Annotated in this window: 34 protein-coding genes and 1 tRNA gene; all 35 read left to right on the forward strand. The window is 49.1% G+C overall.

Translation table 11 applies throughout. From position 1 onward, the window contains the following. Positions 1-54: 54 nt before the first annotated feature. The 35 genes from AC06MN_RS05335 (at position 55) to AC06MN_RS05505 (ending at position 26,782) form a co-directional block, all read left to right on the forward strand. Complete coding sequence (locus AC06MN_RS05335; protein ID WP_475671319.1) at positions 55-2,262, forward strand: DUF5906 domain-containing protein; 2,208 nt, start codon at positions 55-57, stop codon at positions 2,260-2,262. 319 nt (positions 2,263-2,581) lie between these two features. Further along, the gene (locus AC06MN_RS05340; RefSeq protein ID WP_475671320.1) at positions 2,582-3,187 is read left to right on the forward strand and encodes a hypothetical protein; all 606 of its coding nucleotides are present in this window, start codon (positions 2,582-2,584) and stop codon (positions 3,185-3,187) included. 96 nt (positions 3,188-3,283) lie between these two features. Continuing rightward, positions 3,284-3,715, forward strand: a complete 432-nt coding sequence (locus tag AC06MN_RS05345) for a hypothetical protein (protein WP_475671321.1) — start codon at positions 3,284-3,286, stop codon at positions 3,713-3,715. A gap of 61 nt (positions 3,716-3,776) precedes the next feature. Then, entirely contained in the window at positions 3,777-5,060 is a 1,284-nt protein-coding gene (locus tag AC06MN_RS05350; RefSeq protein ID WP_475671322.1) for a S49 family peptidase, read from the forward strand. 8 nt (positions 5,061-5,068) lie between these two features. Then, positions 5,069-6,373, forward strand: a complete 1,305-nt coding sequence (locus AC06MN_RS05355) for a hypothetical protein (protein WP_475671323.1) — start codon at positions 5,069-5,071, stop codon at positions 6,371-6,373. Positions 6,374-6,391: 18 nt separating this feature from the next. Then, positions 6,392-6,991 carry a hypothetical protein gene (locus tag AC06MN_RS05360; RefSeq protein WP_475671324.1) on the forward strand — a complete coding sequence of 200 codons (600 nt, stop codon included), beginning with the start codon at positions 6,392-6,394 and terminating at the stop codon, positions 6,989-6,991. Further along, a complete protein-coding gene (locus tag AC06MN_RS05365) occupies positions 6,991-7,737 on the forward strand; it encodes a hypothetical protein (protein ID WP_475671325.1) in 747 nt (248 codons plus the stop codon). Before AC06MN_RS05360 ends, AC06MN_RS05365 begins: the two co-directional genes overlap by 1 nt. A 19-nt stretch (positions 7,738-7,756) precedes the next feature. After that, entirely contained in the window at positions 7,757-8,356 is a 600-nt protein-coding gene (locus AC06MN_RS05370) for a hypothetical protein (protein ID WP_475671326.1), read from the forward strand. Beyond that, entirely contained in the window at positions 8,334-9,911 is a 1,578-nt protein-coding gene (locus AC06MN_RS05375; protein WP_475671327.1) for a hypothetical protein, read from the forward strand. Before AC06MN_RS05370 ends, AC06MN_RS05375 begins: the two co-directional genes overlap by 23 nt. Before the next feature lie 252 nt (positions 9,912-10,163). Beyond that, complete coding sequence (locus tag AC06MN_RS05380; RefSeq protein WP_475671328.1) at positions 10,164-10,577, forward strand: hypothetical protein; 414 nt, start codon at positions 10,164-10,166, stop codon at positions 10,575-10,577. Further along, complete coding sequence (locus AC06MN_RS05385; protein ID WP_475671329.1) at positions 10,574-10,840, forward strand: hypothetical protein; 267 nt, start codon at positions 10,574-10,576, stop codon at positions 10,838-10,840. Before AC06MN_RS05380 ends, AC06MN_RS05385 begins: the two co-directional genes overlap by 4 nt. Further along, positions 10,837-10,989, forward strand: a complete 153-nt coding sequence (locus AC06MN_RS05390) for a hypothetical protein (RefSeq protein WP_475671330.1) — start codon at positions 10,837-10,839, stop codon at positions 10,987-10,989. Before AC06MN_RS05385 ends, AC06MN_RS05390 begins: the two co-directional genes overlap by 4 nt. A 242-nt stretch (positions 10,990-11,231) precedes the next feature. Then, positions 11,232-11,390 (forward strand): hypothetical protein, encoded by a 159-nt coding sequence (locus AC06MN_RS05395; RefSeq protein ID WP_475671331.1) that lies wholly within the window; start codon positions 11,232-11,234, stop codon positions 11,388-11,390. Between the two features lie 4 nt (positions 11,391-11,394). After that, positions 11,395-11,625, forward strand: coding sequence for a hypothetical protein (locus tag AC06MN_RS05400; protein WP_475671332.1), 231 nt, complete (start codon positions 11,395-11,397; stop codon positions 11,623-11,625). Then, positions 11,622-12,977: a hypothetical protein gene (locus tag AC06MN_RS05405; RefSeq protein WP_475671333.1), complete on the forward strand. Its 1,356-nt coding sequence runs from the start codon at positions 11,622-11,624 to the stop codon at positions 12,975-12,977. Before AC06MN_RS05400 ends, AC06MN_RS05405 begins: the two co-directional genes overlap by 4 nt. Then, on the forward strand, positions 12,974-13,828 hold the full coding sequence (locus AC06MN_RS05410; protein ID WP_475671334.1) for a DUF6712 family protein: 855 nt from the start codon (positions 12,974-12,976) through the stop codon (positions 13,826-13,828). The genes AC06MN_RS05405 and AC06MN_RS05410 overlap by 4 nt, the downstream gene beginning before the upstream one ends. Before the next feature lies 1 nt (position 13,829). Next, on the forward strand, positions 13,830-14,510 hold the full coding sequence (locus AC06MN_RS05415; RefSeq protein WP_475671335.1) for a hypothetical protein: 681 nt from the start codon (positions 13,830-13,832) through the stop codon (positions 14,508-14,510). 421 nt (positions 14,511-14,931) lie between these two features. Continuing rightward, a tRNA-Gly gene (locus AC06MN_RS05420) sits at positions 14,932-15,009 on the forward strand. Between the two features lie 206 nt (positions 15,010-15,215). Further along, complete coding sequence (locus AC06MN_RS05425; RefSeq protein ID WP_475671336.1) at positions 15,216-15,401, forward strand: hypothetical protein; 186 nt, start codon at positions 15,216-15,218, stop codon at positions 15,399-15,401. A 60-nt stretch (positions 15,402-15,461) separates the two neighbouring features. Then, positions 15,462-15,917, forward strand: a complete 456-nt coding sequence (locus AC06MN_RS05430) for an N-acetylmuramoyl-L-alanine amidase (RefSeq protein WP_475671337.1) — start codon at positions 15,462-15,464, stop codon at positions 15,915-15,917. Then, positions 15,914-16,378 carry a hypothetical protein gene (locus tag AC06MN_RS05435; RefSeq protein ID WP_475671338.1) on the forward strand — a complete coding sequence of 155 codons (465 nt, stop codon included), beginning with the start codon at positions 15,914-15,916 and terminating at the stop codon, positions 16,376-16,378. The genes AC06MN_RS05430 and AC06MN_RS05435 overlap by 4 nt, the downstream gene beginning before the upstream one ends. Beyond that, the gene (locus AC06MN_RS05440) at positions 16,375-16,500 is read left to right on the forward strand and encodes a hypothetical protein (protein ID WP_475671339.1); all 126 of its coding nucleotides are present in this window, start codon (positions 16,375-16,377) and stop codon (positions 16,498-16,500) included. Before AC06MN_RS05435 ends, AC06MN_RS05440 begins: the two co-directional genes overlap by 4 nt. Before the next feature lie 153 nt (positions 16,501-16,653). Next, complete coding sequence (locus tag AC06MN_RS05445; protein WP_475671340.1) at positions 16,654-16,836, forward strand: type II toxin-antitoxin system HicA family toxin; 183 nt, start codon at positions 16,654-16,656, stop codon at positions 16,834-16,836. 57 nt (positions 16,837-16,893) lie between these two features. After that, on the forward strand, positions 16,894-17,301 hold the full coding sequence (locus tag AC06MN_RS05450) for a type II toxin-antitoxin system HicB family antitoxin (RefSeq protein WP_475671341.1): 408 nt from the start codon (positions 16,894-16,896) through the stop codon (positions 17,299-17,301). Positions 17,302-17,705: 404 nt separating this feature from the next. Further along, positions 17,706-18,092, forward strand: coding sequence for a hypothetical protein (locus AC06MN_RS05455; RefSeq protein ID WP_475671342.1), 387 nt, complete (start codon positions 17,706-17,708; stop codon positions 18,090-18,092). 298 nt (positions 18,093-18,390) lie between these two features. Beyond that, positions 18,391-18,768 carry a hypothetical protein gene (locus AC06MN_RS05460; protein ID WP_475671343.1) on the forward strand — a complete coding sequence of 126 codons (378 nt, stop codon included), beginning with the start codon at positions 18,391-18,393 and terminating at the stop codon, positions 18,766-18,768. Next, complete coding sequence (locus AC06MN_RS05465) at positions 18,765-19,040, forward strand: hypothetical protein (RefSeq protein ID WP_475671344.1); 276 nt, start codon at positions 18,765-18,767, stop codon at positions 19,038-19,040. The genes AC06MN_RS05460 and AC06MN_RS05465 overlap by 4 nt, the downstream gene beginning before the upstream one ends. A gap of 1 nt (position 19,041) precedes the next feature. Then, positions 19,042-19,212, forward strand: a complete 171-nt coding sequence (locus AC06MN_RS05470; protein WP_475671345.1) for a hypothetical protein — start codon at positions 19,042-19,044, stop codon at positions 19,210-19,212. Continuing rightward, a complete protein-coding gene (locus AC06MN_RS05475) occupies positions 19,209-19,376 on the forward strand; it encodes a hypothetical protein (protein WP_475671346.1) in 168 nt (55 codons plus the stop codon). The genes AC06MN_RS05470 and AC06MN_RS05475 overlap by 4 nt, the downstream gene beginning before the upstream one ends. An 87-nt stretch (positions 19,377-19,463) precedes the next feature. After that, positions 19,464-19,946: a hypothetical protein gene (locus AC06MN_RS05480; RefSeq protein ID WP_475671347.1), complete on the forward strand. Its 483-nt coding sequence runs from the start codon at positions 19,464-19,466 to the stop codon at positions 19,944-19,946. A 2-nt stretch (positions 19,947-19,948) separates the two neighbouring features. Next, the gene (locus AC06MN_RS05485) at positions 19,949-20,440 is read left to right on the forward strand and encodes a hypothetical protein (protein WP_475671348.1); all 492 of its coding nucleotides are present in this window, start codon (positions 19,949-19,951) and stop codon (positions 20,438-20,440) included. Positions 20,441-20,705: 265 nt separating this feature from the next. After that, positions 20,706-21,092, forward strand: coding sequence for a hypothetical protein (locus AC06MN_RS05490; protein ID WP_475671349.1), 387 nt, complete (start codon positions 20,706-20,708; stop codon positions 21,090-21,092). 51 nt (positions 21,093-21,143) lie between these two features. Beyond that, complete coding sequence (locus AC06MN_RS05495; protein ID WP_475671350.1) at positions 21,144-21,401, forward strand: hypothetical protein; 258 nt, start codon at positions 21,144-21,146, stop codon at positions 21,399-21,401. Positions 21,402-21,512: 111 nt separating this feature from the next. After that, a complete protein-coding gene (locus AC06MN_RS05500; protein ID WP_475671351.1) occupies positions 21,513-24,650 on the forward strand; it encodes a hypothetical protein in 3,138 nt (1,045 codons plus the stop codon). Then, on the forward strand, positions 24,647-26,782 hold the full coding sequence (locus AC06MN_RS05505; protein ID WP_475671352.1) for a hypothetical protein: 2,136 nt from the start codon (positions 24,647-24,649) through the stop codon (positions 26,780-26,782). The genes AC06MN_RS05500 and AC06MN_RS05505 overlap by 4 nt, the downstream gene beginning before the upstream one ends. Positions 26,783-26,822: the final 40 nt, after the last annotated feature.

Raw genomic sequence — 26,822 nt, forward strand, 5'->3', positions numbered from 1 at the left:
CATGCAGGGTGTATTATTCGACATTGAGGAATTCACATAAAGAACTATTTTACCATGACATACCTGAAAGAACGTTTAGGCCAATTGGGGATAACTGACGAAATTAACACCTTCCGCGCCATCGGCGAGGACGGTGTCCATTCCATTGCGGGCTGGAAGTTTTTCACTGAGACCGAGAAAGGCGACATTTCCATCAACTACCTTTCGCCCGACGGTGCCGTGGAGTGGTACAACCACGGCAACTCGCAGACGCGCCAGTTCTCGCGCATCCGCAAGGCCTCACCGGGCGATGGCCCTAAATACGTGCAGACAAAGGGAACGGAAAGCATCCCTTTCTCGACACCAACCGTCATAAAAGCCTACAAGGGCAAGGAACAGATCAAGACGCTTTACGTCACCGAAGGCGAATTCAAGGCTTTCAAGCTCTCCATGCTCGGTGTGCCCTGCATTGGCATAGGCGGCATACAGAACTACCGCAACCGCGACAAGGACGAGCTGCACCCATACATCATAGACATCATGCAGCGGTGCAAGGTGGAAAACGTGGTCCTGCTTTTCGACCGCGACTGTCTTGACATGACGTGGGCCGAAGGAAAGGAGCTGACGACGCGCCTCAATTCTTTCTACAATGCTCTCAACACCTTCAACGAACTCATCAAGCCTTACGACGTGCAGCTTTATTTCGCCCACGTCTCGCGCAAGTGCAACGCCGACCAGAAAGGCATCGACGACCTGCTTTGCAGCAGAAATGTCGATGAAGTGAGCGTGCTGGCAGAGCTGAAATCGCTGACCGCAGGGGCTAACGACCGCCAGTATATCGACACTTACCGCATAAGCGGGCTTGCATCGGGCAAGATTAAGCAGATTTTCGGGCTTTTCTCGGTTGAGAATTTCTACGAGAATTACCACGACGAACTGAAAGACCACGATTTCAAGTACAACGGCATCGTCTATTACATCAACGACAAGGACAAGCCTGTCCGCAGCTGGGGCGGCGCGCAAAGGCAATACATCCGAGTGGGTACGGCCTACTACAAGCTAGTCGTCAAAAAAGAGCCAAACGGACAGGTCGAACTCAACCTTGAAGACTGGAACGCCGACACCATCAAGGCCGACTATTCCAACTCGAAGGAATTCCTGAAGGGCATCGCCAAATTCGACGCCTTCACCAACATCCCAGAAAACGACCCGGCGAAATACAAGGCGGAAATCGTTTCGGAGAAAGACGGCGTGCGCTCTATGCTTTACAACCGCTATTGCCCTGTGACGCACGTGCCTTCCGAAGGACGGTGGCCTACCATCAACAGGCTGCTTCACCACATTTTCGACTACAAGAACAACAATGGCGAATCGATGTACGAGTTTGCTCTCGACTATATCCAGATGTGCTATCTGAAGCCATGCCAGAAACTTCCGATACTTTGCCTCATAAGCACCGAACGCGAAACCGGCAAGACCACTTTCCTTAACCTCTTGCGCTCCATCTTCCTTGAGAACATGAGGATTCTTGACAGCGAACGCATCTCAAGCAAGTTCAACGGCTCATGGGCCGGCAAACTCATCGTGGCTGTCGACGAATCGTTCATCGACACCGACAAGCCGACGGTTGTCAACCGCCTGAAGATGATTGCCACCAACCCCACCATCCCGATTGAGAAAAAGGGAAAGGAAGCCGGCGAAGTGCCTAACTTCTCGAAGCTGATCATGTGCTCTAACGATGAGACGAACTTTCTGAAGATTGAACTGGAAGAAACACGCTACGCCATCATAAAGGTCGGCACCATTCCTGATGGACAGCGCGACCCGCACATGCTTGAGCACATGAACGCCGAAATACCGGCCTTCCTGTTTTTCCTATCAAACCGCCAGCTATACCACGAGGAAAGGAACCGCCTGTTTTTCGCTCCCGAAGACTATGCGACTCCGGCCTTGAAGAAAATCCAGTCACGCACAGAGAACCTTCTGGTGAAGAACTTGAAGTATGTGGTTGAGAAACAGTTTGAATACAGCCGAAAGGATTTTGTAGAGATGTCGCTCGACAGCATTTATGACCTGGTCAAGGCTCAGTATAATTTCGCCGACAAGATGAAGATCAGGGAATTCCTTAACGACAAGGGACTGGTGGCGCGTAACGCGACCAACTTCAGAATCTATACCGATGACATCAACTATATCGAAAGGAAAGGAAGAGTTTATCACTTTGAAGCAAAGGAATGGCTTTCGGAAGAGGCTTTCAACTCGATTTTTGTCGAAAACACTTGATTTTTTTTTCTTTTAACAGGCAAAAAAAAAAACGGAAATTCAAATAATAGCGTAGATTTCGTAGATAATGTAGATTAAAAATGGAAATCAGCAAGTTACATAAAAACATTAATTGTAGATATTGTAGAAATCGTAGATTAATAATGTTGAAATCTACGGTAACTACATTAATCTACAATGTTTTTGAAAATTTTATTCTATTATATTTCAGTGATTTAAATAGTAAAAACAACGAAATCTACAAATCTACGTCGGTTTTCGTAATTGCCCTGATTTTTTTTTCAAGTACATTAATAATCAAAAACAAAAAAACATGACTATGGAAGATAAAAAAGTAAACATGGAAAAGAAACACGATGATACTTTTGCAATGCAAGAGTTAGAAAGGACAATCTTAGTTCCCGTGGAATCGCACATCTATTCGTATATCACTCAGTCGAGGCAAAGCGAAGTCATCACGCTTGAGCGTGACAGTACTTTGTTGGCTATAATGAAACCTCATCTTGAACTGAAACCTGTTTCAGATGAAGATGTCGTAGAGGTTCCGGAAGGCTATAAGATGCTTCGCATCGTTGTCCCTGAACTCAGGCAGGTTTACAACCACAAAAAGAAAAAAGTGATTTACTGCGACACATTGTTTCGAGACAACCTGTCTCCAAAAGGCGTGAAAAAAGTAAACAAATTCTTCAAAGACAACTTCAAAGACAAGTTCAGAGTCGCAATGGACATCTATGTCGAAAAGCAATATGACGAAATGTCTGATTCCGATGAACAGCATCGAATCAAATTGAAGAAAGGAATCACGACATTCCTCCTACAATATCATATCGAACCAACTGAGAAACTCATCAGAAGTCTGAAAATGGACTATATTCGGCATCGAGATAAAAACGAAATGTACAGATATTCGCCTGTTTTCTATTGAATTTTACACGATTTCGTGTAACCGAAATTTCAACTCAAAAAACAAAAATAACACGATTTCGTGTAACCGAAATTTTAACTCAAAAAATACATAATTATGACCATCGCAGGATTGAAAAAAATAGGCTTCATCGAGCAAAACGAAGTCAACGATGTTTGGGTGCAGCAGGAACAGCCCGCCCAACGTGGAGGTGATGACCCCGTAATCGACAACGCTCATTGGTTCAAGTCTATTGACCAGTCGAACTCTTCAATAAGTGAGCAAACCGTTGACGAATCGGACGGAATGTGCTTTGAATGTAGCGTTTCGTTTGCAGTCCGAACAGAAGATGACTTGAAGCTGGCGCGCAAATATGTCAAACGCCCGGTTGTCCTTCATTGCAATACTGTTGACGGACGACACTTCGCCATCGGCACAAAGGAATATCCTGTCCGTATGCAATGGGACGAGAATTATGACGGCATCAACACGCACGAAACAAGAATTTCGGTTCAATACCGCACACTTACTGGCATACTGACACGATAAATCAGTCACCGAAGAAAAATGCGTCAATTCTATTTTTGCATTGTTTCAAAAAGTACAGACAATGCGAAAGAATACGCTTTACCAAATTGCCAGGACACGGCAGTGGATGCTCGACCCTATGAGCGCCTCTGCTGCGCTTGGCTTGTATCGTGATATGGTTGGGGCTGCACGCCTCAAATCGAAATATCCAATCGTTGAATATGACGAGACTGATGACGATGAAGAATTGCCTCAGTCGTATTACCATTATACACTCAATCATTCCGACTATCCGTCGATTCCGGAAGGCTACCTCGTCAGCGTCATACGCCTCGAAGGTGTGATGATGCGTGACGGAACCATGTGCCAATACGGAACGCGAGAAATCGCACAGTTCCTGCTTCAAGGTGACAGACACTCTCGCGTTCTTGGTACGATCCTGCTTGTCGATTCCGGCGGTGGTGCTGCTGACAGCGTGCGCGACTTGGCAGATGCCATCCGCGCATGTGAAAAGCCTGTTGTTGCCTATTGCGACGGATATATGTGCAGTGCTGCATACTATGTTGCTTCCTACTGCGGTGCCATCATGGCCCACGACCGCCGCAACATGATTGGCTGCATCGGAACGATGATCGAGATTAGCGGCTACCCGAAAAAGTCCGTTGACCAAGATGGCTACATCAGCTTGCGCATCTATGCCGACGGCAGTGAGGAGAAAAACTCCGATTATGAAAGCGCCCTTGAAGGCGATGTGAAACCTATCCGCGAAAACCTGCTGAACCCTCTGGCTGAAGACTTCCGCAACGATGTGAAGGCCAATCGCCAAACGGCGACTGACGACCAGCTCAAGGGACGAACCTATTTCGCTCAGGATGTGGTAGGCTCACTCATTGACGGCATTGGAAACATGGAAGATGCCGTTGCAAAAGCAATTGAAATGTCTAACAAAAAAATTACTGAAATGAAAGGATTTGAAGCATTGCAAAACCTTTCCACCTGCCACGACCTTCAGATGGTTGACGGCCATGTTCAGCTTAACGGCGAACAACTTGCCGAAATCAACTCACATATCGAAAGCGGCAACGTGGAACATGCTCTCGTTGAGACTAACGACGAGACCATCACTACTCAGGAAAATCGCATCAACGAACTGACCGAGGAAAACGCTACTCTCCGTAGTCAGATCGAGGAACGCGATACTACCATCAGCGAATTGCGCACGCAACTCGCTGAATCCAACCATGACACGGATGAGACACATCAGGCCGTGCACAATGGTAATCACAATCCTTCGGATGAAGCCGACGACGGCCTCTCTCCAATGGAGTACGCACGTAAACACGAAGAAATGTATCACAAAATCTAATCAACATTATGGCAAACATCACTTTAGCATCACAACTGGTCAATTCAGGACAGAGTTTCCGCGAGTCCGCTTTGGCCGAAGTACTTTACCGCATCAGCGACAATCTGAAGTACATGCGTCACACCTCGATGCTTCGCGGTGACGACACATCCTACATGCTTCGCGGCAATGGCGAATTTACGCCATACGACCCTGACGGCGAAGAGAAGGATCCTGGCAGCATCAAGGCACGCACGCTGACAACCCGTCACTGCGAACTCTTTGAAGGCTTCGACCCAGAGAACATCTACAAGACTTTGTTCGACAAACCTCTGTCGAAGTCGAAGATTACGATGCCTATGGTTAAGGCAATCGCCATCGAAGACATCCGCGTGGCAGCCTCAAAGCTGAACTTCGCAATTTGGAGCGGCGTTTACAACGCAAGCGGCACTCACAACCTCGACAACTTCGATGGTTTCGACACCCTTCTCGCGAAGGAAATCACAGCCGGGAACATCACATTGGCTCTCGGTAACTACATGCAGTTGGGTCAAATCACGCCTTACAACGCTGGTGACAAACTCAAGCTGCTGTGGTCGATGGCAAACAGCCTTTTGAAGGACAACAACCAGACCTTGTTCATGGTCATGCCTTCAAGCGTTCGCGACATGTATGTCGATTGGTGCACCAACCACTCGAATCAGAGCCTTGCTGCAAGATACACCGAAAAATTCAACGGCGTGTATCTGCACAACACCAACGACAAGTGCGTGCTGGTTTGTCCTCCTGGCTCCGACAACATCAAGCACATCATCCTGACTTCCATCAACAACATGCGTCTCGGTTCTGACGGCATTGGCGAAGGCGAAAACGCAACAGGCGAATACTTGCTCCGTCTGCACGGCACCAACCCGCGCAAGGTTCAGGTTTATACCGACTGCTGGCTGGGCACTCAGTTTGAGGCCATCACAAAGGAATATCTGATGTGTGCTTCGTTCATCGGCAACAACGCTGCTACATACGCTGTGACCGACATCGAATCAATCGACTTCGGCGAAGTCGTTGCTGATGCAACAGACACTGAAGACATCACAATCAGCGGCGTGAACCTGACCAGCTCATTGATGGTTTCCGTCAATGGTGGCGATGGCAAGTTCACCGTCAACAAGAGCACCATCACTGCTGATGAAGCAATGGCTGAAGGCGGACAAGCTGTCACAGTCACATTCGCTCCAACTGCTGCAGGTGCCAAGTCGGCAACCATCATCATTGCTTCGGCAACCGATGACGTGTATCTCGAAATCCCTGTAACTGGTAAAGGTAAAACCGCTTAAAGATAGGAGGAAGCAACTATGAATTTAGCAGACATTGATTTCACTATCGGTTCGGTCAACCCTTCGGGCATCAGCGACATCGTTTATTTCATCCCGAAAAACGACATTCAGGCTTGGCCTGCTATCACTAACGACTTCGAGGCGGCAACCACAATCGACAACTATGTGCAGTATGGCACCACTGGAACCTCTCCGGCATTGGACTTCACGCTGAAGACTGGCAAGAAGTGGTTTCGTCTCTACACCACACAAGGCAAGGGCAAGTTGAGTTGGGAATATATCGGCGAAACCGACTGCAAGATGGTGACCAACAAGGCATCACTGTCTTATCCGAGAATCACCAACGAATCTCGCGGCTTGGCCAAGTATGCCTCAAACGGTGACTTCGTGTTCATCGTGAAGCATGATGGCAAGTTCTACGTAATCGGCAGTCCTGACTACCGCGCTACATTGACACCTAACGGCGATTCCGGCGATGCTGCTGGCAGCGCAAAAGGCATCACCGTTGAGATTGAATGCCCAGACGTTACTCCTCTTCCGACCTATATCGGCGACCTCGTTCTCAGTGACGGCACGCTCGACTGCGCCACTGGTGAGTTCACGCCAGCTGAGTCTTGATGAGTAATCCGGTAGTCAGTTTCCTGACAACCCGAAACGGCTACACTTTCGACGAAGGTGTGGCCGTTTTTGCCAAGTATTGCCGTGACAAATACGCAGTCGAGCGCGTCATCAGGTCACACAATATGGCAATGCTAAATAACGAACTGAAGAAATTGGCACATGTGCCTGGTTTAAATGATTCAGATAACGTTCCAAAAATTACAGAAAATGCTTCCAAACCTATTGAAAGCGTTCCAAAAGTTGCTGAAAGCGTTCCAAATCCTGTTGAAAATGTTCTTGGAAACGATGAAAGGCATGTTACCTACGCAGACCTCAAACATCACAAATACACACGCTATGAGGACATGCCGACACCCGAAACGCAGCAGCTTTGGCTGAGAAACAACGACCGCTGGCATCAGAAACTTGACCTTTTCGCCAAGATGAAACTCATGGACGAAGGTGATGAACTTGCCAAAGTGCGCAATGAGTTGGTCGAATTGAGCCGCGAACACCGCGAATGCTGGAACCTGATTGACGAATTGTGCGAAAAGTTCTATACCAAGAAAGATGATCCAAAGCAGAAACCATCGTTCAATGTCAGCACATATCGTGCCTACATCTGCAAGAAACTGAAATGCGAATCGCTGACCGACAAGCAGTTGGTCGAATTGCAACATCGCGTCAACGAAATGATTGCGGCACAAGTCTCACTTGATGAAGACACGTTGAGGAAACTGCGCGAAAAGGGAATATCATGCTGAAATTTTAAAAACACTGAAAATGAGAAACGACAGTCTTGACCTTGTAATGAATCATTTGTTCGAGAACCCGAACAAAAGGACAGAACTGAAACCAGCGGACCAAAAGCTGCTGGAACACATAGAGTATTGCTTCACGCTTCAACTTTCCAATCCGTTGTACACCGACATTCAGGTGCGGAATGCCTTGATGGTGGAATTCAGAATGAACCGCCAGCAGGCCTACAACATCATGCAGCTTACGCAGGTGGCGCTTGGCAACGTGCAGACGGCAAAGCGCGAATGGGTGAAGTATGAAGCGCATTACATGGTCAAGAATGCTGTCGAAATCGCCCTCAAAGGCGACAACAAGACCGCACAGACACTCATCCGTGCCGCCGAAGCCTTGGGAAAAATCTACCGCACCGACCTCGACGACGGAGAAGTGCTCGATGCAAAGAAGTATGTGAACATCGAAGCGGTCCAAATCGTGACCGACCCGACCGTGATCAATGTGAATCTTTCCGACAAAGACAAAGAAGAAACACGCAAACTGATGGAAAAATACCACATCAAATTCGATGACGATGCCATTCAGGATGCCGAAATCGTGAACGACAATGAGCCAGGTCTATCTTCATAAAGGTCAACTGCTGTGGTATAGGTGTCTCGCCAACAGCAGCGTCAACATCTGCAGCCGCCGATGGGGTAAGTCGTACCCGGTCGGTTTGCAGATAATGACTAATGTTCTGGAAATGCCTCGTTCAACAGGCGTGTATGTTGCTTCGACATTCCGGCAAGCGCATAGTCGCACCCTTCCTGCTGCATTGCAAGCCTTGGAAGCGTTTGGGTGGAAACGCGATGTGCATTACGTCATCGGGCACAAACCTGACCCCAAGCTCGGTTTCGATACTCCGTTGTTCCAACCATCCGACCTGAAAGATGTAGTGTGGTTCGCAAATGGCACCATCATGGTCATCGTGAGCCAGGAAGTCGTTTTGTCGGCAAACTCTATGACGATTCATTGGCTTATAGGTGATGAAGCAAAAGGCCTGTCTTACGACAAGTTGGCAAACGAAATATTTCCTGCTATCGGCGGCTCGTCTCGATACTACAACGACCCAGCCAAATATCCTCATTTGTGGGGCAAACACTTTTTCACGGATATGCCAGCGACCAAGGACGGACAATGGCTGATTCAGAACTACGAAAAAGAATATGACAAAGAGTTGTGTGACGACATCATTCGATTGGAAACGCTTCGGCAACGGCTCCTATGCGAAGGACAAACACGGCAAGCGGCTGCACTTGTGCCGAAAATCAACGTACTAAGGAGCAAGGCACTCTATTTCCAGGAGCGTTCCATCTTCGACAATATCGCAATCGTAGGCAACGACTATGTGAAGCGATGCGCCCGCGACTTGACGCCGATGGTCTTCAATGCGTCTATCCTGTGCAAGCGTGTCGATGAGGTTGATGGCAAGTTCTATGTCAATTTCGATCCGAATCTTCATACCTATACTGCGACGAACAACGACCTGCTTGATGAATACAAGAATAAACCGTATGATAGTCTGATAGACAATGATGTGCAGAATAATCAACCTATTGCTATTGCATTTGATTACAATGCCCAAATCAATTGGCTCGTTGCAGGACAAATACAAGATTCCATATTGCGAATCATTCACAGCTTCTTCACCAAGAACGACCGCCGTTTGCGAGAAGTCGTTTCTGATTTCTGCTACTATTTCCGTTTCCATAAAAACAAGACCGTATGCTATTATTACGATGCCACGGCCAAGGCGGTGAACTATGTCGAGCGTGGGCACGATGCCGTTTTCGTTGTGCGTGACGAATTGCGTAAAAACGGATGGACCGTGCTTGAAAAAGACATGGGCACACCGATGCACCACGACCAGAAGCACCTCATCATCAACAATGCACTGCAAGGAAGCGAGAAACTCGTTCCGATGCTGAACCGCGACAACAACGAAGAATTGATCCAGGCAATACCGCTTACAGGCGTCACCATCAATTCGCTTGGTTTCCGAAAAGATAAGTCGGGAGAAAAAGCCAAAGAGACACCAGCCACATTACCATACGAATTGCGCACGGATGGCACCGATGCAATGGACACGCTTATCCTCGGTTGCATCCTGAAACCATATAACAATGGCAGCTACAAATATGTCTGAGTGCTGATTTTTGCAAATTTCCTCACTTTTTTCTTGCACAATCCGAAAAAGCCCTATATTTGCAGCGTCAAAATTCTTACGCGGCACGAGAAACAGCCGCACCACAGCGGCATTTTTTATGCCCACACATCTTGAACAACAAAGTCATAATTGGCTTCGAGGGACTCGGTAGCAGTAATGCCCGAAGGTTTGCGTAAGAACCTTGACACCCCTATCGGAGCCTTTTTGTTTAACGTCAAAAACTTACGTAAAATGTTCATTCAACCATCAAAAAAGGCCAAGAAGGAAGTGCGTTCCTTCTACGGCAGCTGGCTTTCGGGCCGCGAAAGCAACGAGGTGTACAACAACAGCCTGCGCCGCTACATCACCGTCAACAGCTACGTCAGCGGGCGCGAGACCTCGCACTACGCATCGTTCAACCCCCTCACCAAGGCGATGGTCCTCACCAGCTTCAACGAAATCATGCGCTACGCCCGCAAGACCGGCGAATGCGAGCCGAAGGGCAACCGCGGCCAAAGGCGTTTCGTGCGCCTCATCAGCCTCGAGCGCAAGGTCAGCGGCATGGGCACCGCCCGCCTCACCGTGGGCGTGAAGCCCGACGGCCAGCTGGTGCAGTACTGCATCACGGCATCAACTAACCTGACAGGGAAAGGAGGCTTGGCATGAAACAGAAGGAATTCGACATCGAGATGATGAAGCTCGACATAGAGCTTAACCGTAAACTCGAAACAAAGAACGCCGCCATTGATGTTTTGAGACAAAACATCGCAAGAAAAAATGACGAAATCTGTGATTCCTACAGGAAAATCCGCGAAATGGAGCAAGCCGTCCGCGACCTGGAAGCCGTCAAGCGCCAGTACAGAATGGACACCAACTTGAAGCGTCTCGAACTGAAGCAACAACTTGACGAGGAAGGAGGCGAGGAATGACACGCACCGAGATGATAACGCGCCTTTACGAAATGGTGGCTGAAATGGAAAAGATGAAGCAACTTGATTTTCTTGATGCCGACGAAAAGCATTGTATTACTGAAATTAGCAGTTCCATATACTTGCTGTATATCGCCATGCAGCATTGATAGGAAAACAGCTTCAATAAGCCTCGCCCGAAAGAGCGGGGCTTGGCTATCTGGCAATTGCCTGAGCGGAACTTCACGTTCCCTTTGCCTGAGAATGCGGAATTTTAAAAATTTTTTATGGCATATTTCGCATTTTTCAGGGGGCAATTGCCCCAAGCTCCATAGGGCGGCGCGGGGTCTTCTCGCATCTTTAAAGGCGTTTTGGAAAATTTTCAAGCCTTATTTTGGTGAATGTCAATATTATGCGATTTTCAAAATTTGACAGCTTTTTCAATCAGGCGGAAACTGGTGGAATGGCGCGTTACGGCAGCATGATGAAGGTTGGCTTGCGGCAAAACGGAAGCGTGCTTTTTGTCACCGAAACCAAAAACGGACATCGTATGTTTGCAGCACAATTGTAAAACTATGGGACAAATCAGACAAGGAAAATTGTTCGAAATCGCGGAAGCGCTTGACAGCTTCAGCATAACTTGGATCACTGAGCATGGGCATCGCCACCATGAAGAGAATGCCGTATGCACATCGTTTCACTCGGAAGGCGACACGATGAACATCAAAAGCCCAACGATGGAGAGACCTGTAACGGTCATCCTCGACACCATCGTTGAATTTGCCGGAAAGGAGGTCGTTCTATGAGTGACAACATCGTTTGGATTGGCGAAAACACCGCCTTGCTCGAAGATGCTAAAGCCATCATGGTGCAGGACAGCAGCACATTCTTCGACGAAAGGCACCTCAACATCATCGAAAGCAGCGATTACCGCGTGGCTCCGTGGGGTTTCATGAACCTGTTGCCGCAGGAAATCATGGACAAAAGTGAGAAAGTTGAAATCATCGGGACAAACTGCGACTTCAACGCGCGCGTGTGCTATGGCAACGGCCCGAAACTGGCACGCTTGATCCGTGACGAAAAGACAAACAAGATTCTTGACTATTACGAAGTTACGGAAGGCAAGGAATATGAGTGGTTCGTGAACAACAACGTTCCGCAACTCGTTCTTGAGATGCTGACCGACCTGAGCTATTTCGCCAATGCTTTCCCGTGCTTTGTTTTCGATAAGAAATTCAAGGAGATAAAGCGTGTCTTGCATCGTGAAGCGATTTTCTCGCGCTGGGGCTTGGACAAGAAAGACCAAATCAAATGGTTGCTTTATTCCTCGAAGTGGGACCGGTCGTCGGGCAGCGTTCCTGCAAAGGAAGACATCGAAAGGTCGTATGTCATAGACGAATATGCCGCCGTGAAGGACATCAGGACGCAAATGGAGGCAAAAGCCTACAAGCGCGTGTGCATGGCTCTCTATCTGCCTTCTCCTGGCAGACCGTATTATTCTTATCCGAACTGGTACAGCGTTTTCCGTTCGGGATGGTATGACCAGATCCAGAGCATCCCCGAAATGAAAAAGGCTATCTTGAAGTACAATCTTGGCATACGCTACATTATCTATGTGTCGGACAAATACTTCCAAGCAAAGGAAGAACAGGCTGGCATTTCTCCGAACGACATAGAAGGCGGCAAGAAACTCCGTGACAAGATTGCCAAGGAGCTGAACGACTTCGCAGTCGGTGCTGAGAACCAGGGAAAGTCCATGACGGTCCTGAAGGAGATGACTGGCAATGGAAGTGCCGAAGAAAAATACATCACCATCGAGACCATCAAGAACGAGATCAAGGAAGGTGAGTTCCTGACCGACTATGAGACTGTTGCCAACATCATCAGTTATGCCATGGAGGTACACCCATCCCTAATCGGTGCAACTCCTGGCAAGAACTCAAATTCGTTGTCGGGCAGCAACATCCGTGAAATATACCTTATGAAACAGGCTCAGATGCGGCCGTTCATCGACCTCGTCTTGCGCCCGTTCTCAATCGTCAAGAAAATCAACAATTGGGATAAGGACATTTCGGTCGTTTTGCCGGAATACATCTTCACCACATTGGACCAAAACAAGTCTGGTAAACAAGAATCCACAAATTCAATCGCACAATGATTTTACAAAACATAGAAACAGCATCGCGTTACCTGCCATCGCTCAATTGGAAGATGGACAGCACAAGACTGAACGACTTTTTCGACCGCTCGCAGAAATGGGTGGTGGAGAAGATCATCGGTACGGACATAGAAGATTTGCTTGAAGCAGCTCTGCAAGAGGGTCAGGAAGACCCACATGCCGACCTGCGCAAATTGACATGCCGTGTCATCGGCGAAGAGGCTTACTTGTGTGCCGTCGCTGAAATGGACTTGCAACTGAGTGAGGCGGGTTTCGTGGTGCAGTCGAATGACGCGGTAAGCCCAGCCTCTCAGCAGAGGACTGACCGTTTGGTGAGTTCGCTGAAAGACAGGCTTGCCGCCGATTGCGACGCATTGGTGAGATACCTATGGAGATATAGCAAACCTGATGCCGCGTATGAAGACTGGCGCGGATCATTCCAGTTCCGCTACCTTACGGCGGCTTTCGTGCCTCGCTTGGAAGTGCTCCGACAGAATGCTGTCAGCAAGAATATTGAAACGTGGCAGGAGTTCTACGAACTCATCCCGATGATGGCCAATGCGCTGAAAACAACTGTTGCTTCTTATTGCTCGATTGAGCAGATAGAAACGCTGCTTGAGTTGTATCGCGACAACGAACTTCTTGAAACACACCGCAAGGCGATACGTTTCATCGAAATGGCTGTTGTTGCTTCAGTTGTCGGCACGAAAGAAGATGTGATTCATTATTCCATCGAGGCGCGCAATTACATGATCAAGCATGAAAGCGACTTTGCCGACTTTGCAGAATCGGACATCCGCGAACTGCCAGGCATCAGCTTCGATGCAGGAGGGATAGTCAATACTTTGTGATATGGATAAGATTGAACTGAAGGCTCCGGCATCGTGGGGAGAAATGACGGTTGACCAACTAAAGCTGGTCGTGAAACTCATGCGCCTTCAACTGACAAGGGAAGAACTGCTGCTTACGCTGTTTCTCAATTTCACAGGCGTAAAGAAAGCCGATGGCAGCTTCATCGCAGCCGATGGCCGACGCTTCACGATGACTGACGTACAGGTAATGGACTTCTGCAACCGCTTTTCGTTCATACTTGACGAGATGCCGTGCGACATCGCCAACCCGACTTCCGTTGACAGGCACCTCAACGACATCACATTCGGTAGCTATTTCCATGCCGATTCGCTCATGTACGGCTACCATTTGCGTGGCGACACGGAAATGGTGCGCAAGGCATTGGGCGACCTCGGAGAGAAGGTGGATAAGATTGACGACGACTATGCCGACCTTGTGTCGCTGTGGTGGACTGGCGTTCAGCAATGGCTGAAGGAGCAATATCCTCACGTGTTTGCCGGTGGCGAAGGAACGGGCGAGGCATACAGCCCGCTGAAGGCACGGCAGAACATCCTTCTGATGCTGAACGAGGGCAAGCCGCAGGACAACTACCGCATCGAGCAATCGCAAGTGCATGATGTGCTTGGAGCTTTGGAATATAGGATAGAACAGGCGCGAGCCATGGAAATGAGGATGAAATGAGCCACGAGATATGGGAGATTTGCCCGAACTGCGGCGAGGAATATGACGCGCACCTGCATTGGTTTGTCTGCCCTCATTGCGGGCATGACAGCGAAAAAGATGGTGACTGATTTTGTCACCGAAATTAAAATGGCAATTGCCATCTTTGCAGCGTTCTTTGAGACATTGATTTGAAATTTGTTTGGAAGGCCAGCCCGACGATGGGTATCTCACCACACCTGAAGGCTGGCCGCAGGAATAGCGCACGGCAACGCCATCTCACATTCTGAGACCATGAGAAGGTGCGACCGTGCAAGACTTAGCGCACGGCAACCCCTTCTCAATTCTTGTGGCCGTAGGAAATGGATACCGTGCAAAGCATACGGAACGCTGATGTTCTTGCTCTAAAAAAAAGTCCGAGAAACAGAATGCGTTCCGAAATGGCCGTGTAGCTCAGTTGGTTAGAGCAGCGTTGGGTGCCATACCGCGTTGGTCGCAGGTTCGAGTCCTGTCACGGCTTCTGTTCCTTGACCTCTGCCGTGCAATCAAGGCATGTCATGCACTCAATCTTCTTGTGAGTGCGGATGTAAATCAATAAATGTAAAACCAATAATGCCGCTGTAAAGGACAGCGTCGGGTGGAAGCCCCGCGTTTTTACAAATAAAGATGATCTTGGATAACTCGTTTCTGCATCCGCACAAAGGCAATAATCTAATAATCACATATATGAAAAAGGAAAGAAACTGGTTCGGAATTTTCGTCGGCGCAATGCTGATGGCGTTTTCCGCCTTGCTGTGTCTGAAAATCATCGGCACAATAGAACTGTCGTGGCTGTGGGTGACGGCGCCGCTTTGGGTGATTGCATCCATCTTCGTTTTGCTCATTGTATTATACAATGATTGTCGTGGCTAAAAACTTGGACAAGGAGGAAAATTACCTCCCGAAAGAGGAACAACCAAAAGAATAAGAAAAATGCGAACAATCAACGAGATAATCATACATTGTTCTGCCACCATAGAAGGGCAGGACTTCACCGTAAAGCAGATTGACAGCAGCCATCAGGCGAGGGGCTTCAACGGAATCGGCTATCATTTTGTCGTGTATCGGGACGGAACCGTCCATCGTGGCCGTTCCTTGTCGAAAGCCGGTGCCCATTGCCTCAACCATAATTCCAACTCCATCGGGATATGCTATATCGGCGGATTAGATGCCAACCGCAACCCCAAAGACACCCGCACGAATGTACAGCGCGAAACTCTGAAGACTTTGGTGCTGATGTTCAAGGAAATCTATCCCGATGCAAAAGTGCTTGGCCATCGCGACACTTCGCCTGACAAAAACAAAAACGGCATCATCGAAAAGTCGGAATGGCTCAAAGCCTGTCCGTGTTTCGATGTAGCTAAATGGTTAGAGGAGATTGGCTTATGAAAACCATAAGAATGTCTGTCTTGCTGTGCATCATGTTGGTTCTGACATGCTGCAAGTCGCGTAGAGATGTCGTTGAGACGGCATCGCGCGACATGTGGCAGGAAATCAACCTTGAAATGCGACGCATCGACAGTGTGTCGGTAGAGAACGAAATTTACAGAAGAGTTGAGATAGATTATTACTTTCCGCCTTCAGATTCTGCTCAGGATGTTTCGCGTGCAACAGAGGCTGAAAGTGACAGGCGCGGCGCTGTGCAACGGGTAGTGGTGGAAACAGGGCAGAAGTCACTGCTTTCCCGTTGCGTGGCCGACACGACTTCGGTCAGCGAAGTCAAGGCAGAATCGGACTTCAAATCCGTTAAAGCCAATTCAGTGAAAAAAAACAACTTGCCGCTGGCAATCGCAATAGCATCGTTGGCAGCGGCAGTTTGCTCCTTATTATTATATAGCAGAAAGAAATGAGATTGATTCAGATTGGCGAAGAAATGGTGCTGATGACCTGGAAAGAAACGGATGGCAAGGTCAGCGACATAAAATTGCGGACGATGCCTGCTCCGAGATTCAGGCATTTGACAGAACAATAGTTGCTTTTTTCATAATCTTTATATTTTTCCTCCGCAGTTTTCCCCGAATTGCGGAGGTTTTTTGTCTTTTTTTAGGTTGCAATGTTGCAACCTTGTTTTATATTGCAAAAATGTTATATCTTTGCAGCGTGATTCAAAGAAAGGAAAACGACAATGAAATGGAACGAACTTAGAAGACTGGCCGAGGAGAAAGGATGGAGGCTTTACCGGCACGGAGCGAAACACGACATCTACTCCCATCCCGACAAAGACTACTTCATACAGCTTGAACGGCACGAAGCGACGGAAGTGAAAAAAGGGATTCTCCAAAAGCTACTGAAACAAATCGGGGGGTGAAAATCCCCCCAGCCTTCGGGCATCGAAACAGAAAAGAAACTCAAAAAACAACACAATATGAAAACAGTAAAGGCAATAATTGAAAGAGGCGATGATGGCACCTACGGCGTGTGCGCCCCGGAACTCGAAAACGTAATCATCGGCAGCGGCGACACGGTGGCAGAGGCCAAGGATGATTTCGAGAACAGCTACAGGGAAATGGTGGAGGCTTACACCGACAGCGGCAAGGCCGTTCCCGACGAACTGAAGGACGTGGAATGGGAATACCGCTACGACCTGTCGGCATTCTACGAGGCGCATCCCTACCTGAACGTGAGCAAGCTGGCCGAACACTTGCACGTGAACGCCTCGCTGATGCGGCAGTACAGGCAAGGACAGTACATTTCGGAGGAACAGGTGATGCGCATCCAGGAGGGCATCCGCAACGTTGGGCGCGAACTGGCCGGCACGACCTTGGTAAGATAAACAACCCCGCAGCCGCTTTCCGGCTTTGAATCACACAGGCGCCGCTTTTGCGAGGTTGGCGGCGCAAACGGAAACCCGCTCAATTTTGGAGCGGGTTTTCCTTTTTTTGAATCAAAAGACCATTTTCGCGAGGTCACGGAAATGATGGCTTATTTATGTTTTATCTTTTTATTGCAACTTAAAAAAGAAAACAAGATAGTGAAATACAGCATTTTGCAAACGGAATTGATTTTGATTGCAAATAAAAAGACGGTCTTTTGTTTCATTTTTTGCAAGAAAAGTAAAATAACGTGTGCGCGTTTTCTCATTTCAGGGTACATTTCGAGAAAACATGTACCCGTTTTCGTGTTTTCGGGTACATGTTTTCCTATTTTTGCATCGTAATAATTTAAAAACCTCATGCGATGTACTACAATAAACTTGGAATAACGGATGAAGACGTGATGAACGAGCCTGACATGGAGAAAGTGAAGGAATGGAGGCGTGCCATTAAGGATGATTTGGCCAATTTCAATGTGAAGACGAGCGTCTATGAAAAACTTTCGCCAAGGCAGAAACAGTATAAGGCTATCCTTTCGCAGTTCTTGTACTTGACTAATAAAAGAATTGGCGAATACTGCCTCGAACTGAGGGAGAAGGGAGTCTGGAAGACGCACAAGGACCGCAAGCAGGAGCGCGTGTTTTCCATAGCCTTCCAGCAGGCCGCTAAGGAACACTTGCCACGGGAAACCTACGAGATGCTTGTCGGATTTGCCAACATGAAAATCGACGGAATTGCTGAAAACGGTTGACTTTTCATGCTTGCAACCTTGCAACCCTGCAAAAAAACTCACTTTTTTCTTGCACAATCCAAAAAAGTTGTACTTTTGCAGCGCTAACAGTTGAGGTAATACTCATCACCGTAGGGGCGACGGTAACAGCCCGAATACATACAGCGGGCATTTTTTATGCCCGACATCATAGACCCTAAGCGGTCGCTATTCGTAAGATTCAAAGTCCCCATGCGTGGTGGCCTCATCTGTTAGCAGCGAAATAGCGGCCGCTTTTCTTTTGCGGTCAATTGTATAACCTTTTAAATGCTAACAGAAAATGAAACAATTGGATTTCACCGGCGGGATGCCGGAAAGCGAGACGAAGACGCTGGTTGTCTTCGTAGATTGCCACGCAAGCCACAATGTGGAAATCAGGGTGAACGAGTATTACGAGCGGATGTTCCGCGCGTTCTGCAAGAACCAGAAGCTGAAGTGCTGCATCCGCAGCAAGCGCACGGAGGCACGCATCGCGCGGATGATGGAGGAGCAGGAGCGCACGGAGGCTGCCACTTCGGCGCCGCTCAGTGTCAGCACAACGGAATGGCGCAAGGCTGACGGCCTGATGCAGCGCCGCAAGGCGATTCACGACCGCCTGGTGGCTTCGGCCTTCGACCTTAGCGTGAGAACCTCAATGGAGAAAGGAGGCTTGGCATGAGCAAGCTAATGGTAGGTTCAAGCGTTTTGCGCGAATGGATTGAAGCGCCTGATGGCGACAAGGAATATTCCGATTTGTACATAATGATTGACGGATTGAAGGATTCGATACTGGAAGTCGTAAAGGTACAGGCTTCATTAGGATATAGTAACGACGATGTAAAAAAACTACAGAAAGTCAATGAAATTATGGTTGGTGTAGTTGAAAGTCTCGAAGAACTTTTTAATGAGGTTCAAGACCAGATTGTTCCATTGGCACGGAAGGAGGTGTGATATGATGACACGACTGGAAACGACAACGCGCCTGTGCGAGTTGGTTGCGGAAATCGAGGAGATACGCTCGAACACGAAAAGCACCTGGTTTGTGTATGGCGAACTTCAGGAAGTGAGCGCAAAGGTGCAAGGCATACTGCAGCGCATCCAACAGGGAGGAGGCGCACAATGAGCACGCCTAAGAAGAAATGCCGCGAACCAAACTGCGACAACTGCGCACTGATGAAATTCGTGAAAGACAAGCACGGCGAGACGCACCGCTACTGCCTTACATACGATGTGTGGATTCCCGACACAGAGATGTTTCCGACTTGCAGCGAACATTCGTTCAGATGACATTCAAGCCTCGCCATTCGGCGGGGCTTTTTTTGTCACCGAAAGGAAAAGCGGATGCCGTATGTTTGCGGGAAAATAGGAGGAACTATGATTACGATTGACTACCTGCGCCGGATACTCTACGACGTGAAGACCGTGGAGGGCGAAGCGGTGAACGTTGGGCTGCCGTCGGTGACGGACGCGAGCCAGATAATCGAAAGCCCCGACGGGCTTGAAGGACTTACGGAGCTTTGCCAGCACAAGGGCATCGGGTTTGCGGTGCTTTTCGAGGACGCTTTCCACTTCGACGACACCGACCGGAACGACGTGCCTGTGACGCGCTTCCGCCAGAACATCTACGTGGTGCGCATGGCTGCTGGCAACGCGCCGACGAAGCCGATAGAGGACGCTTGCTTCGATGACCTGCAGCGCATACGGAAGGTGCTGCTGAGGCATGTTGCGATGGGCGACACGGAGCTTCAGGGCTGGGAGCGCACATCGCAGCGCGACTATGTGCGCGGCGCATCGAACTATGTTGGCTGGAAGCTTTCGCTTCCTTTCGTCGAGAACGAAGACCTTTATCTCGGATAGTTATGGCAAGGAATTACGGCACAAGGGGCGGAACCGACGACATGCGCGTGAACTGGGACCGCTTCGGGGAGATAGTGATAGAGCGGTGGCAGGCGAAGCTGATAGACAAGGGCATCTACGACACGGGCACGCTTCACAACTCGATAGAATACGGCTACCGCGCCACCAATGCGCTGAACCAGGCGATAGGGCGCGGCCATGCTGCCGAAGTGAAGGCGGGAACCATTCCCAACTCGTTCACGTTTGCTTTCCCGCTGTACGGCATCTATGTGGAAAGGGGCGTTGGGCGCGGCTACACGCGTGGCAACGGCGGCGACCTGGTGAAGTTCAAGGGGAAGGGACGCGGGCGCGAGCGGCGCACCTGGTACTACCGCATCTTCGCCAACGAGCGGCACCGCCTTGGCGAGCTGGTGGCGCACGCCTACGGCAAGGCGGCGGCATCGATGATACATACGATTGAGGCGCACAGCATAGCGAAGCCGCGTGGAACGTAAGAAAAAACGGGTTGCAACGTTGCAGCCACGAAAATTTTTCTTGCGCGTATGGAAATTTGTCGTACATTTGCAGCGTTCAAAACTAAAAGCGGCACGAGAAACAGCCGCGAAACAGCGGCATTTTTTATGCCCACACATATCGTTATCGTAGAGTCACAACTGGCTCTGGAGGGACGCCGAAGCAGTAATGCAAGGCAGGTACGCTTTTAGACCTTGAACACCCCTACCGGAGCCTTTTTGTTTAATGTTCAAAACTAAAAGTAAAATGTTCTATCAACAATCGAAAAAAGCCAAGAAGGAAGTGCGTTCCTTCTACGGCAGCTGGCTTTCGGGCCGCCAAACAAACGAGGTGTACAACAACAGCCTGCGCCGCTACATCACCGTCAACAGCTACGTCAGCGGCCGCGAGACCTCGCACTACGCATCGTTCAACCCGCTCACCAAGGCGATGGTCCTCACCAGCTTCAACGAGATTATGCGCTACGCCCGCAAGACGGGCGAATGCGAGCCGAAGGGCAACCGCGGCCAAAGGCGTTTCGTGCGCCTCATCAATCTGGAGCGCAAGGTGGAGGGCATGGGCACCGCCCGCCTCACCGTGGGCGTGAAGCCCGACGGCCAGCTGGTGCAGTACTGCATAACGGCTTCGGCATGAAAAAAACGGGTTGCAACGTTGCAACTTTTCCCATGAAACGGAAAAAGGCGTATGTTTGCGGCAAGAAAGGAGAAAGGAACGATGATATTCTTTGAAACCAGCTGGGTAGTCATAATAATCATAATGGTCATCACCATCAAGGATTGGCGTAAAGAAAAGAAAGCCAGGGAACCGAAGGTTACCGACGAAGAGATGGAAAAGTTTCGTAAAGGCGAAGTCGATAAATTCCATAAATGGTGGAACGAGAACATGGCAGCGAAATATGGCGGATATTTCGATGAAAATGGTGATGACGGTAAAGATGCGTAAGCATTGCGAAGCATTCCCATCAAAAGCCGACCCGAAAAGGTCGGCTTTTTTTGTCACCGAAATAAAAAAGCATCATTCTAAATTTGCCATGTAAAAACATAAGATGCAGATATGGCAACAAACAGAGACACATTTGAGAGCGTCATCTATGTGAACAACGAACAGGCGCAGGATGCGATAGCCGCGATGACGAAGGAACTGAACGAAAACGCGAAGGCATACGAGAAACTTCTGAACACAGAGGGTGCTACGAAAAAGGAACTGAAAGCTGCGAAAAAGGCTTGGGAGGACTCGAAGCGAAGCCTCGAAAGCGTGAAGCAAGGCGTTGACAACTACGATAAAGCGATGAAAAACCTTGATTCAAAGAGCATCGAGAGTCTTGTGAAGCTGAAACGGCAGCTGAATTCGGAAATCAAGAAATTGGTTCCAGGCACAGAGGAATACATAAAGCTCACAAATGATTACAAGAAGGTTGATGCACGCATCAGTTCCCTGCAAAAAGCGATGAAGGAAGTGAACGGTGAGCAAAACCGCCTTGTAAGTTGGGGAAACAAGGTGCAAGGTGCTTTCGTAACGCTCAATGGAATATGGGGGAAAGTCATAACCGCCCTGAAAGGCATTGCGAAAGTCACAAAGGAAGTCATCAATGCGTCACAGACGACGGGCGACAAGTGGAACAATGCCATGTCGGCCATGAAGACGACGACCGAAGCGTTTTTCATGTCGCTTTCGACAGGCGACTGGTCGGCATTCCAAAACGGACTTTCGGAAGCCTTGAAGAAAGCCCGCGAGCTTGCCGAACTGAAGGACACTTTGGGTTCTTTCCAGATTGCAGGCGGATACATGAATGCCAAATACCGTGTCGACTACACATCGAACATGACCGAAGCCACCGATACGGAGAATGATGCGGAAACAAGGCGTGCGGCTCTTGAAGCAGCCAAGGCCGACCTCGAAGCGCAAAGCGAATTTACGAAGCGCGAAGCTGCAAAGACAATGGAAGCGCTCATGAAAATGTTTGAGGCATGGAAAGGCCTCACATTCGACAGCGAAGAAGAATTCAACAGTTTCTTCGACCGCCTTTTCAAATACACGACGACTGGCGCCGATGATGCCGTGAACGAGATTGTCAGGCTAAAAAAGGAGTATGAAGACTTGAAACATCTTCATAATGTAGAGGCACGTGGCGGCTTCGTCAATGATGAAATAATCAATAAAGAATTGGAAGCCCAAAAAGCATATTTGTCTGCACTGAATTCGGCTACGAAAGAAACGGTTGCGCTGGCCAGTGCAGCAGAATTGAACGATGAAAAGCAGAAGGAACTCATACAGACCTATTCGGTGTTCCGTGCCGACATGCAGCGCATCGAGCAGGACACAAGGTCGTACAATAAGACAAGAGACCGTGTGCTGAAGCAAATCGAAGCGGAAAAGACGGAAATCGGTGCGGTCATGTCCGACATCGACGAATGGGCTGCAAAAGAGAAACAGGCTGCCCTTGAACGCTACTTGGCGAACAAAAACCAGTTCGACAGCACAGCTGATGCCTACAGGGAGTATCAGGACGAACTTTCAGTAATCGATTCCGAGGCAGATGCGAAACGCAATGCGGCGCAGGAAGCCGAAAACGCGAGGATTAAGGCTGAGGCAGAAAAAAGAAAGGCTGAACGCGAAAAACTCATCCAGCAACAGCAGGCGGAAACAGACAAGGCTTATCAGAAAGCGATGGATAGGGTTGCGAAACAGGAATCATCGCAGATTCTCATCTGGAAGCAACAGTACGCCGAAGGAATCATTGAAAAGGAACGTTTCGAGGAAGAGAAAAGCAAGATAGAGGAAGACTTCCTGAGACAAAGGGCAGAAATCGCCAAACGCTACAAAAAAGATTCCGACCCATTCACGAGCCAGTTACTCGACATTCAGATCAAAAGAAACGATGATTCGAAAAACAAGGATGCAGCCGACAAGAAAAAGAAATATGATGAAGAACTTTCTCTTCTAAAGCAAAGCCAGAAAGATGAGGAAACCGAACTGAAGAAACAACTTACAAAAAACGAGATTACGCAGGATGAGTATGATTCAAAAATGCTTGAATCGAAGGTGAACTATCTGAAACAAAGTGTAGATTTGGCAGCCAAGTACGGGCAGGATGAAACTCAAATCATGCAGGCTTATCTCGATGCCCAAGTGGAAGCTGAAATACTTGCATTGCAGCAGATGGAAAAGCTGAAGAAAGAAGCCAAGGATGTGAAGGACTCGCTTCGCACGCCGGAGGAGGTGCGCGCCGACGATATGGCAAAGGAGCTGGCGCGGCTGGAAGAGCTTCACGATGCAGGACTTCTTTTGGAAGAGGATTATGAAAAGAAGGTGCAGAATGTCCACAAGAAATACAAGCAGGAGCAGCTTGACGAAGACCTTGAAGGGCTGAAAGGCTATTTCGAGAAGGCGAACAAGGTGATGGAGGGTGTTTCGGGTTTCGTCAGCCAGCTACAGTCAGCCGAAACCGCGAACCTCGAAGCGGAATACCAGGCGCGGCTGACGGCGGCGGGCGACAATGCCGAACAGCGTGAGCAAATAGAGGCTGAATATGAGGCTAAGAAGCTGGATTTGCAGAAGAAATATGCGGATGTCGATATGGTGATCAACATCGCCAAGGCGGTGGCGGCTGGTGCGCTGGCAGCGGTGCAGGCCTACGCTGCGGCTGAAGGGAACCCGGTGCTCGGATCCATATTTGCGGGAATGATTGCCGCCACGACGGCGGCTGAGATCGCCACGATCATCGCCCAGCGGAATGCGATAAAGAACACTTCGCCGGGTGCGTCGGGCGGCGGCGGTTCGGCTCCGACGACGGGAAGCCGCGAGATTACAGGCTATGCCGAAGGTGGCTATACTGGCGCAGGCGGCAAGTATGAACCCGCTGGCATCGTCCATCGCGGCGAATGGGTGGCACCACGATGGATGGTAAACGAGAACCCTGTGACATTCGCCAACCTCGACCAATACCGCCGCCGTGGCAGCCATGGACGCAGCGGTTCTGTGGCACGCGGCTTCGCTGATGGCGGCTTCACCGACCCCGTAAACGGCAAGATTGCCGAAAATGCCATGACGAGAGCCGACATCGAAGCGGCAGTCGAGGCTGCCATCGTCAAGTCGATGCAGAACGGCGCCATACGCGCCTACCTGGTCCGCAACGACCTGACTGAACTTGACGCACAAACCAACCGATTCAAACAACAGACTTCACGATGATGAAACTTTCGACACCAAAAGGCCAGCTTGACCTTCCAAGAGACTTTGCACTTACAATCGAGAGAACAAACCCATTGCTAAGTGACCAAGGCGATGCCAGCGTTCCGGCCACGCTTCCTGCATCATCAAAGAACCTGACCGCCATCGGACACATGGAGCGCACCGACCGCGCCGAGAAATACGCCAACAAGGTTGAAGCCATCCTTGAGGTTGGCCCTATAAGGAAACGCGGCCAGCTTGTAATCGATACTGTACAAAGATTGAACGGCATCGACGCATCGTTTGCCTTCGACAACAGCGACCTGTATTCGGCATCGAAAAAGAAGACGCTGAAGGAGATTTTCGGCAACTACAGCGTGTCGTATGAAACGGCGAGTGATGCTGCCACACACATGCAGAACATATATGAAGGACGCGAGGATGACTATGCTGTTTTCCCTGTGGCCGTGGCTCCTTACGAAGACAAGGTTATAGGGGAAAAAGTCTATCAGTACAACAACGAAATAGACAACGGACAACTCAAATGGGAAGAGAGGGATGTGCATGAAGGCGACGTCGATGACATGCACGTTCCTGACTGCTACGGGCTTGCTCCATTCCTGAAACTATCACGTCTCGTTGAAATCCTCTTTTCGAGGCTTGGATACGAAGTGACAGAAAACTGCCTTGCTGCATGGCCGTTACATAGGGTGGCGATAGTGCATAACTGTTCTGACTGCCTTTGCAACCCGACATTCACGTTGTATTACAGGGACATGGTTCCGAGCTGCACGCTTAGTGACTTCCTGACATGGATGAACAACAAGTTCCACGTTCAGCCAGTTGTCAATTCGGAGACAAGGCAGGTGAAAATCGTATCTATGGAAGCGGTGCTGACACAAGATGCCGACATCGACATCAGCCGCATTGTGGAAGGAGATTTCGCAATACAACTGAATCCGACCAAACGAATAGTGCTATCGCCATCTAATAATATTGAAGGCGCAGAACCTGCGGCAGACACATTCGACAAATTGATTGAGAAATATGGTGATTTTGCGTTTGTGAACGAATCGCAATTCTACCAATATCCAACGGCTACGCCTCCGGTGAACGCATCGGTCGTGCAAAGAAGGTCAACGGGCTTTTTCTATGCTGTAGAGTACGACACGGCGCATTCGCGCTATGCGCTGAAACCGATAGGAACGAACAATTTCACATACGACCGCGAGAACAGCGACGATACGGAAGACTTCAGCCAGGCCGACAGCCTTCCTCTTATGCTTTGCGGTATCGTGAAACCTACGCAGACGACCGACGTGGTGCCGTTCATCGGCGACCGACAACATGCACACACAAGCTACAAAGGCTCGACTGCCGACGACAAGCAGGAGATCATCGTCGTGCAATACATTACCGACAGCAATGCGTACTACATGACGACCGGAACAACTCAACCCGTAATCCCATACGCAAATTTCAAGTCAGGAAGTGTCATAGATCTTGGGTTTGGCCTTTGCCCTTACGAACTGTATGATGCGTGCTGGAGCCGCTACAACACAATTCTTCTCAATCATCCGACCAACCTGAAAGGACGCGTGCGCTACGACATAGGGCAGATCCTTGGCATGGACATGACCCGACTGAAGCATTGTGCCGGGCAAAAACTGCTTCCGGTCAGCGCATCAAGTTCGTTAGGAGCGAAAACGGCACTGACGGATGCCGAGTTCCTTCTCGTAAAGACTTTCGTTGACGGAATCGCTGACAGCCCAATCGTTCCTTCATCGCAAACATCACTCGTCTGGGAAGTCACGGACAACATATTGACAGCGGTCCAGGCTTGCTGGACGCAAATGGGAGGCGGTCCGAACTTTGCGCCAATCGACATCACTGACACGACTGCTGGCGTGACTTCGCATTGGCTTGAATACGGAAACTATTCGATAGTCTATACCGATGACAATCCTCAACCTGGAGTTCCATCGTATCTTGGAGAGACGAAGCAACTGGCAAGAAGGGCTGACATCACCATTCATTTCGAAGAGATTATCGAATACCAACCTGAATATACACCTTCAAGTCAGACTTTTGAAGGCAAAGAGAGGTTCACGAACAGAACTGTCACATTTACATTCACGGCAGTAAACGCTTGATTTTGTCACCGAATTTTTCCACCGCATATATAATTTTGCT

Source organism: Candidatus Limimorpha sp., assembly GCF_056203535.1.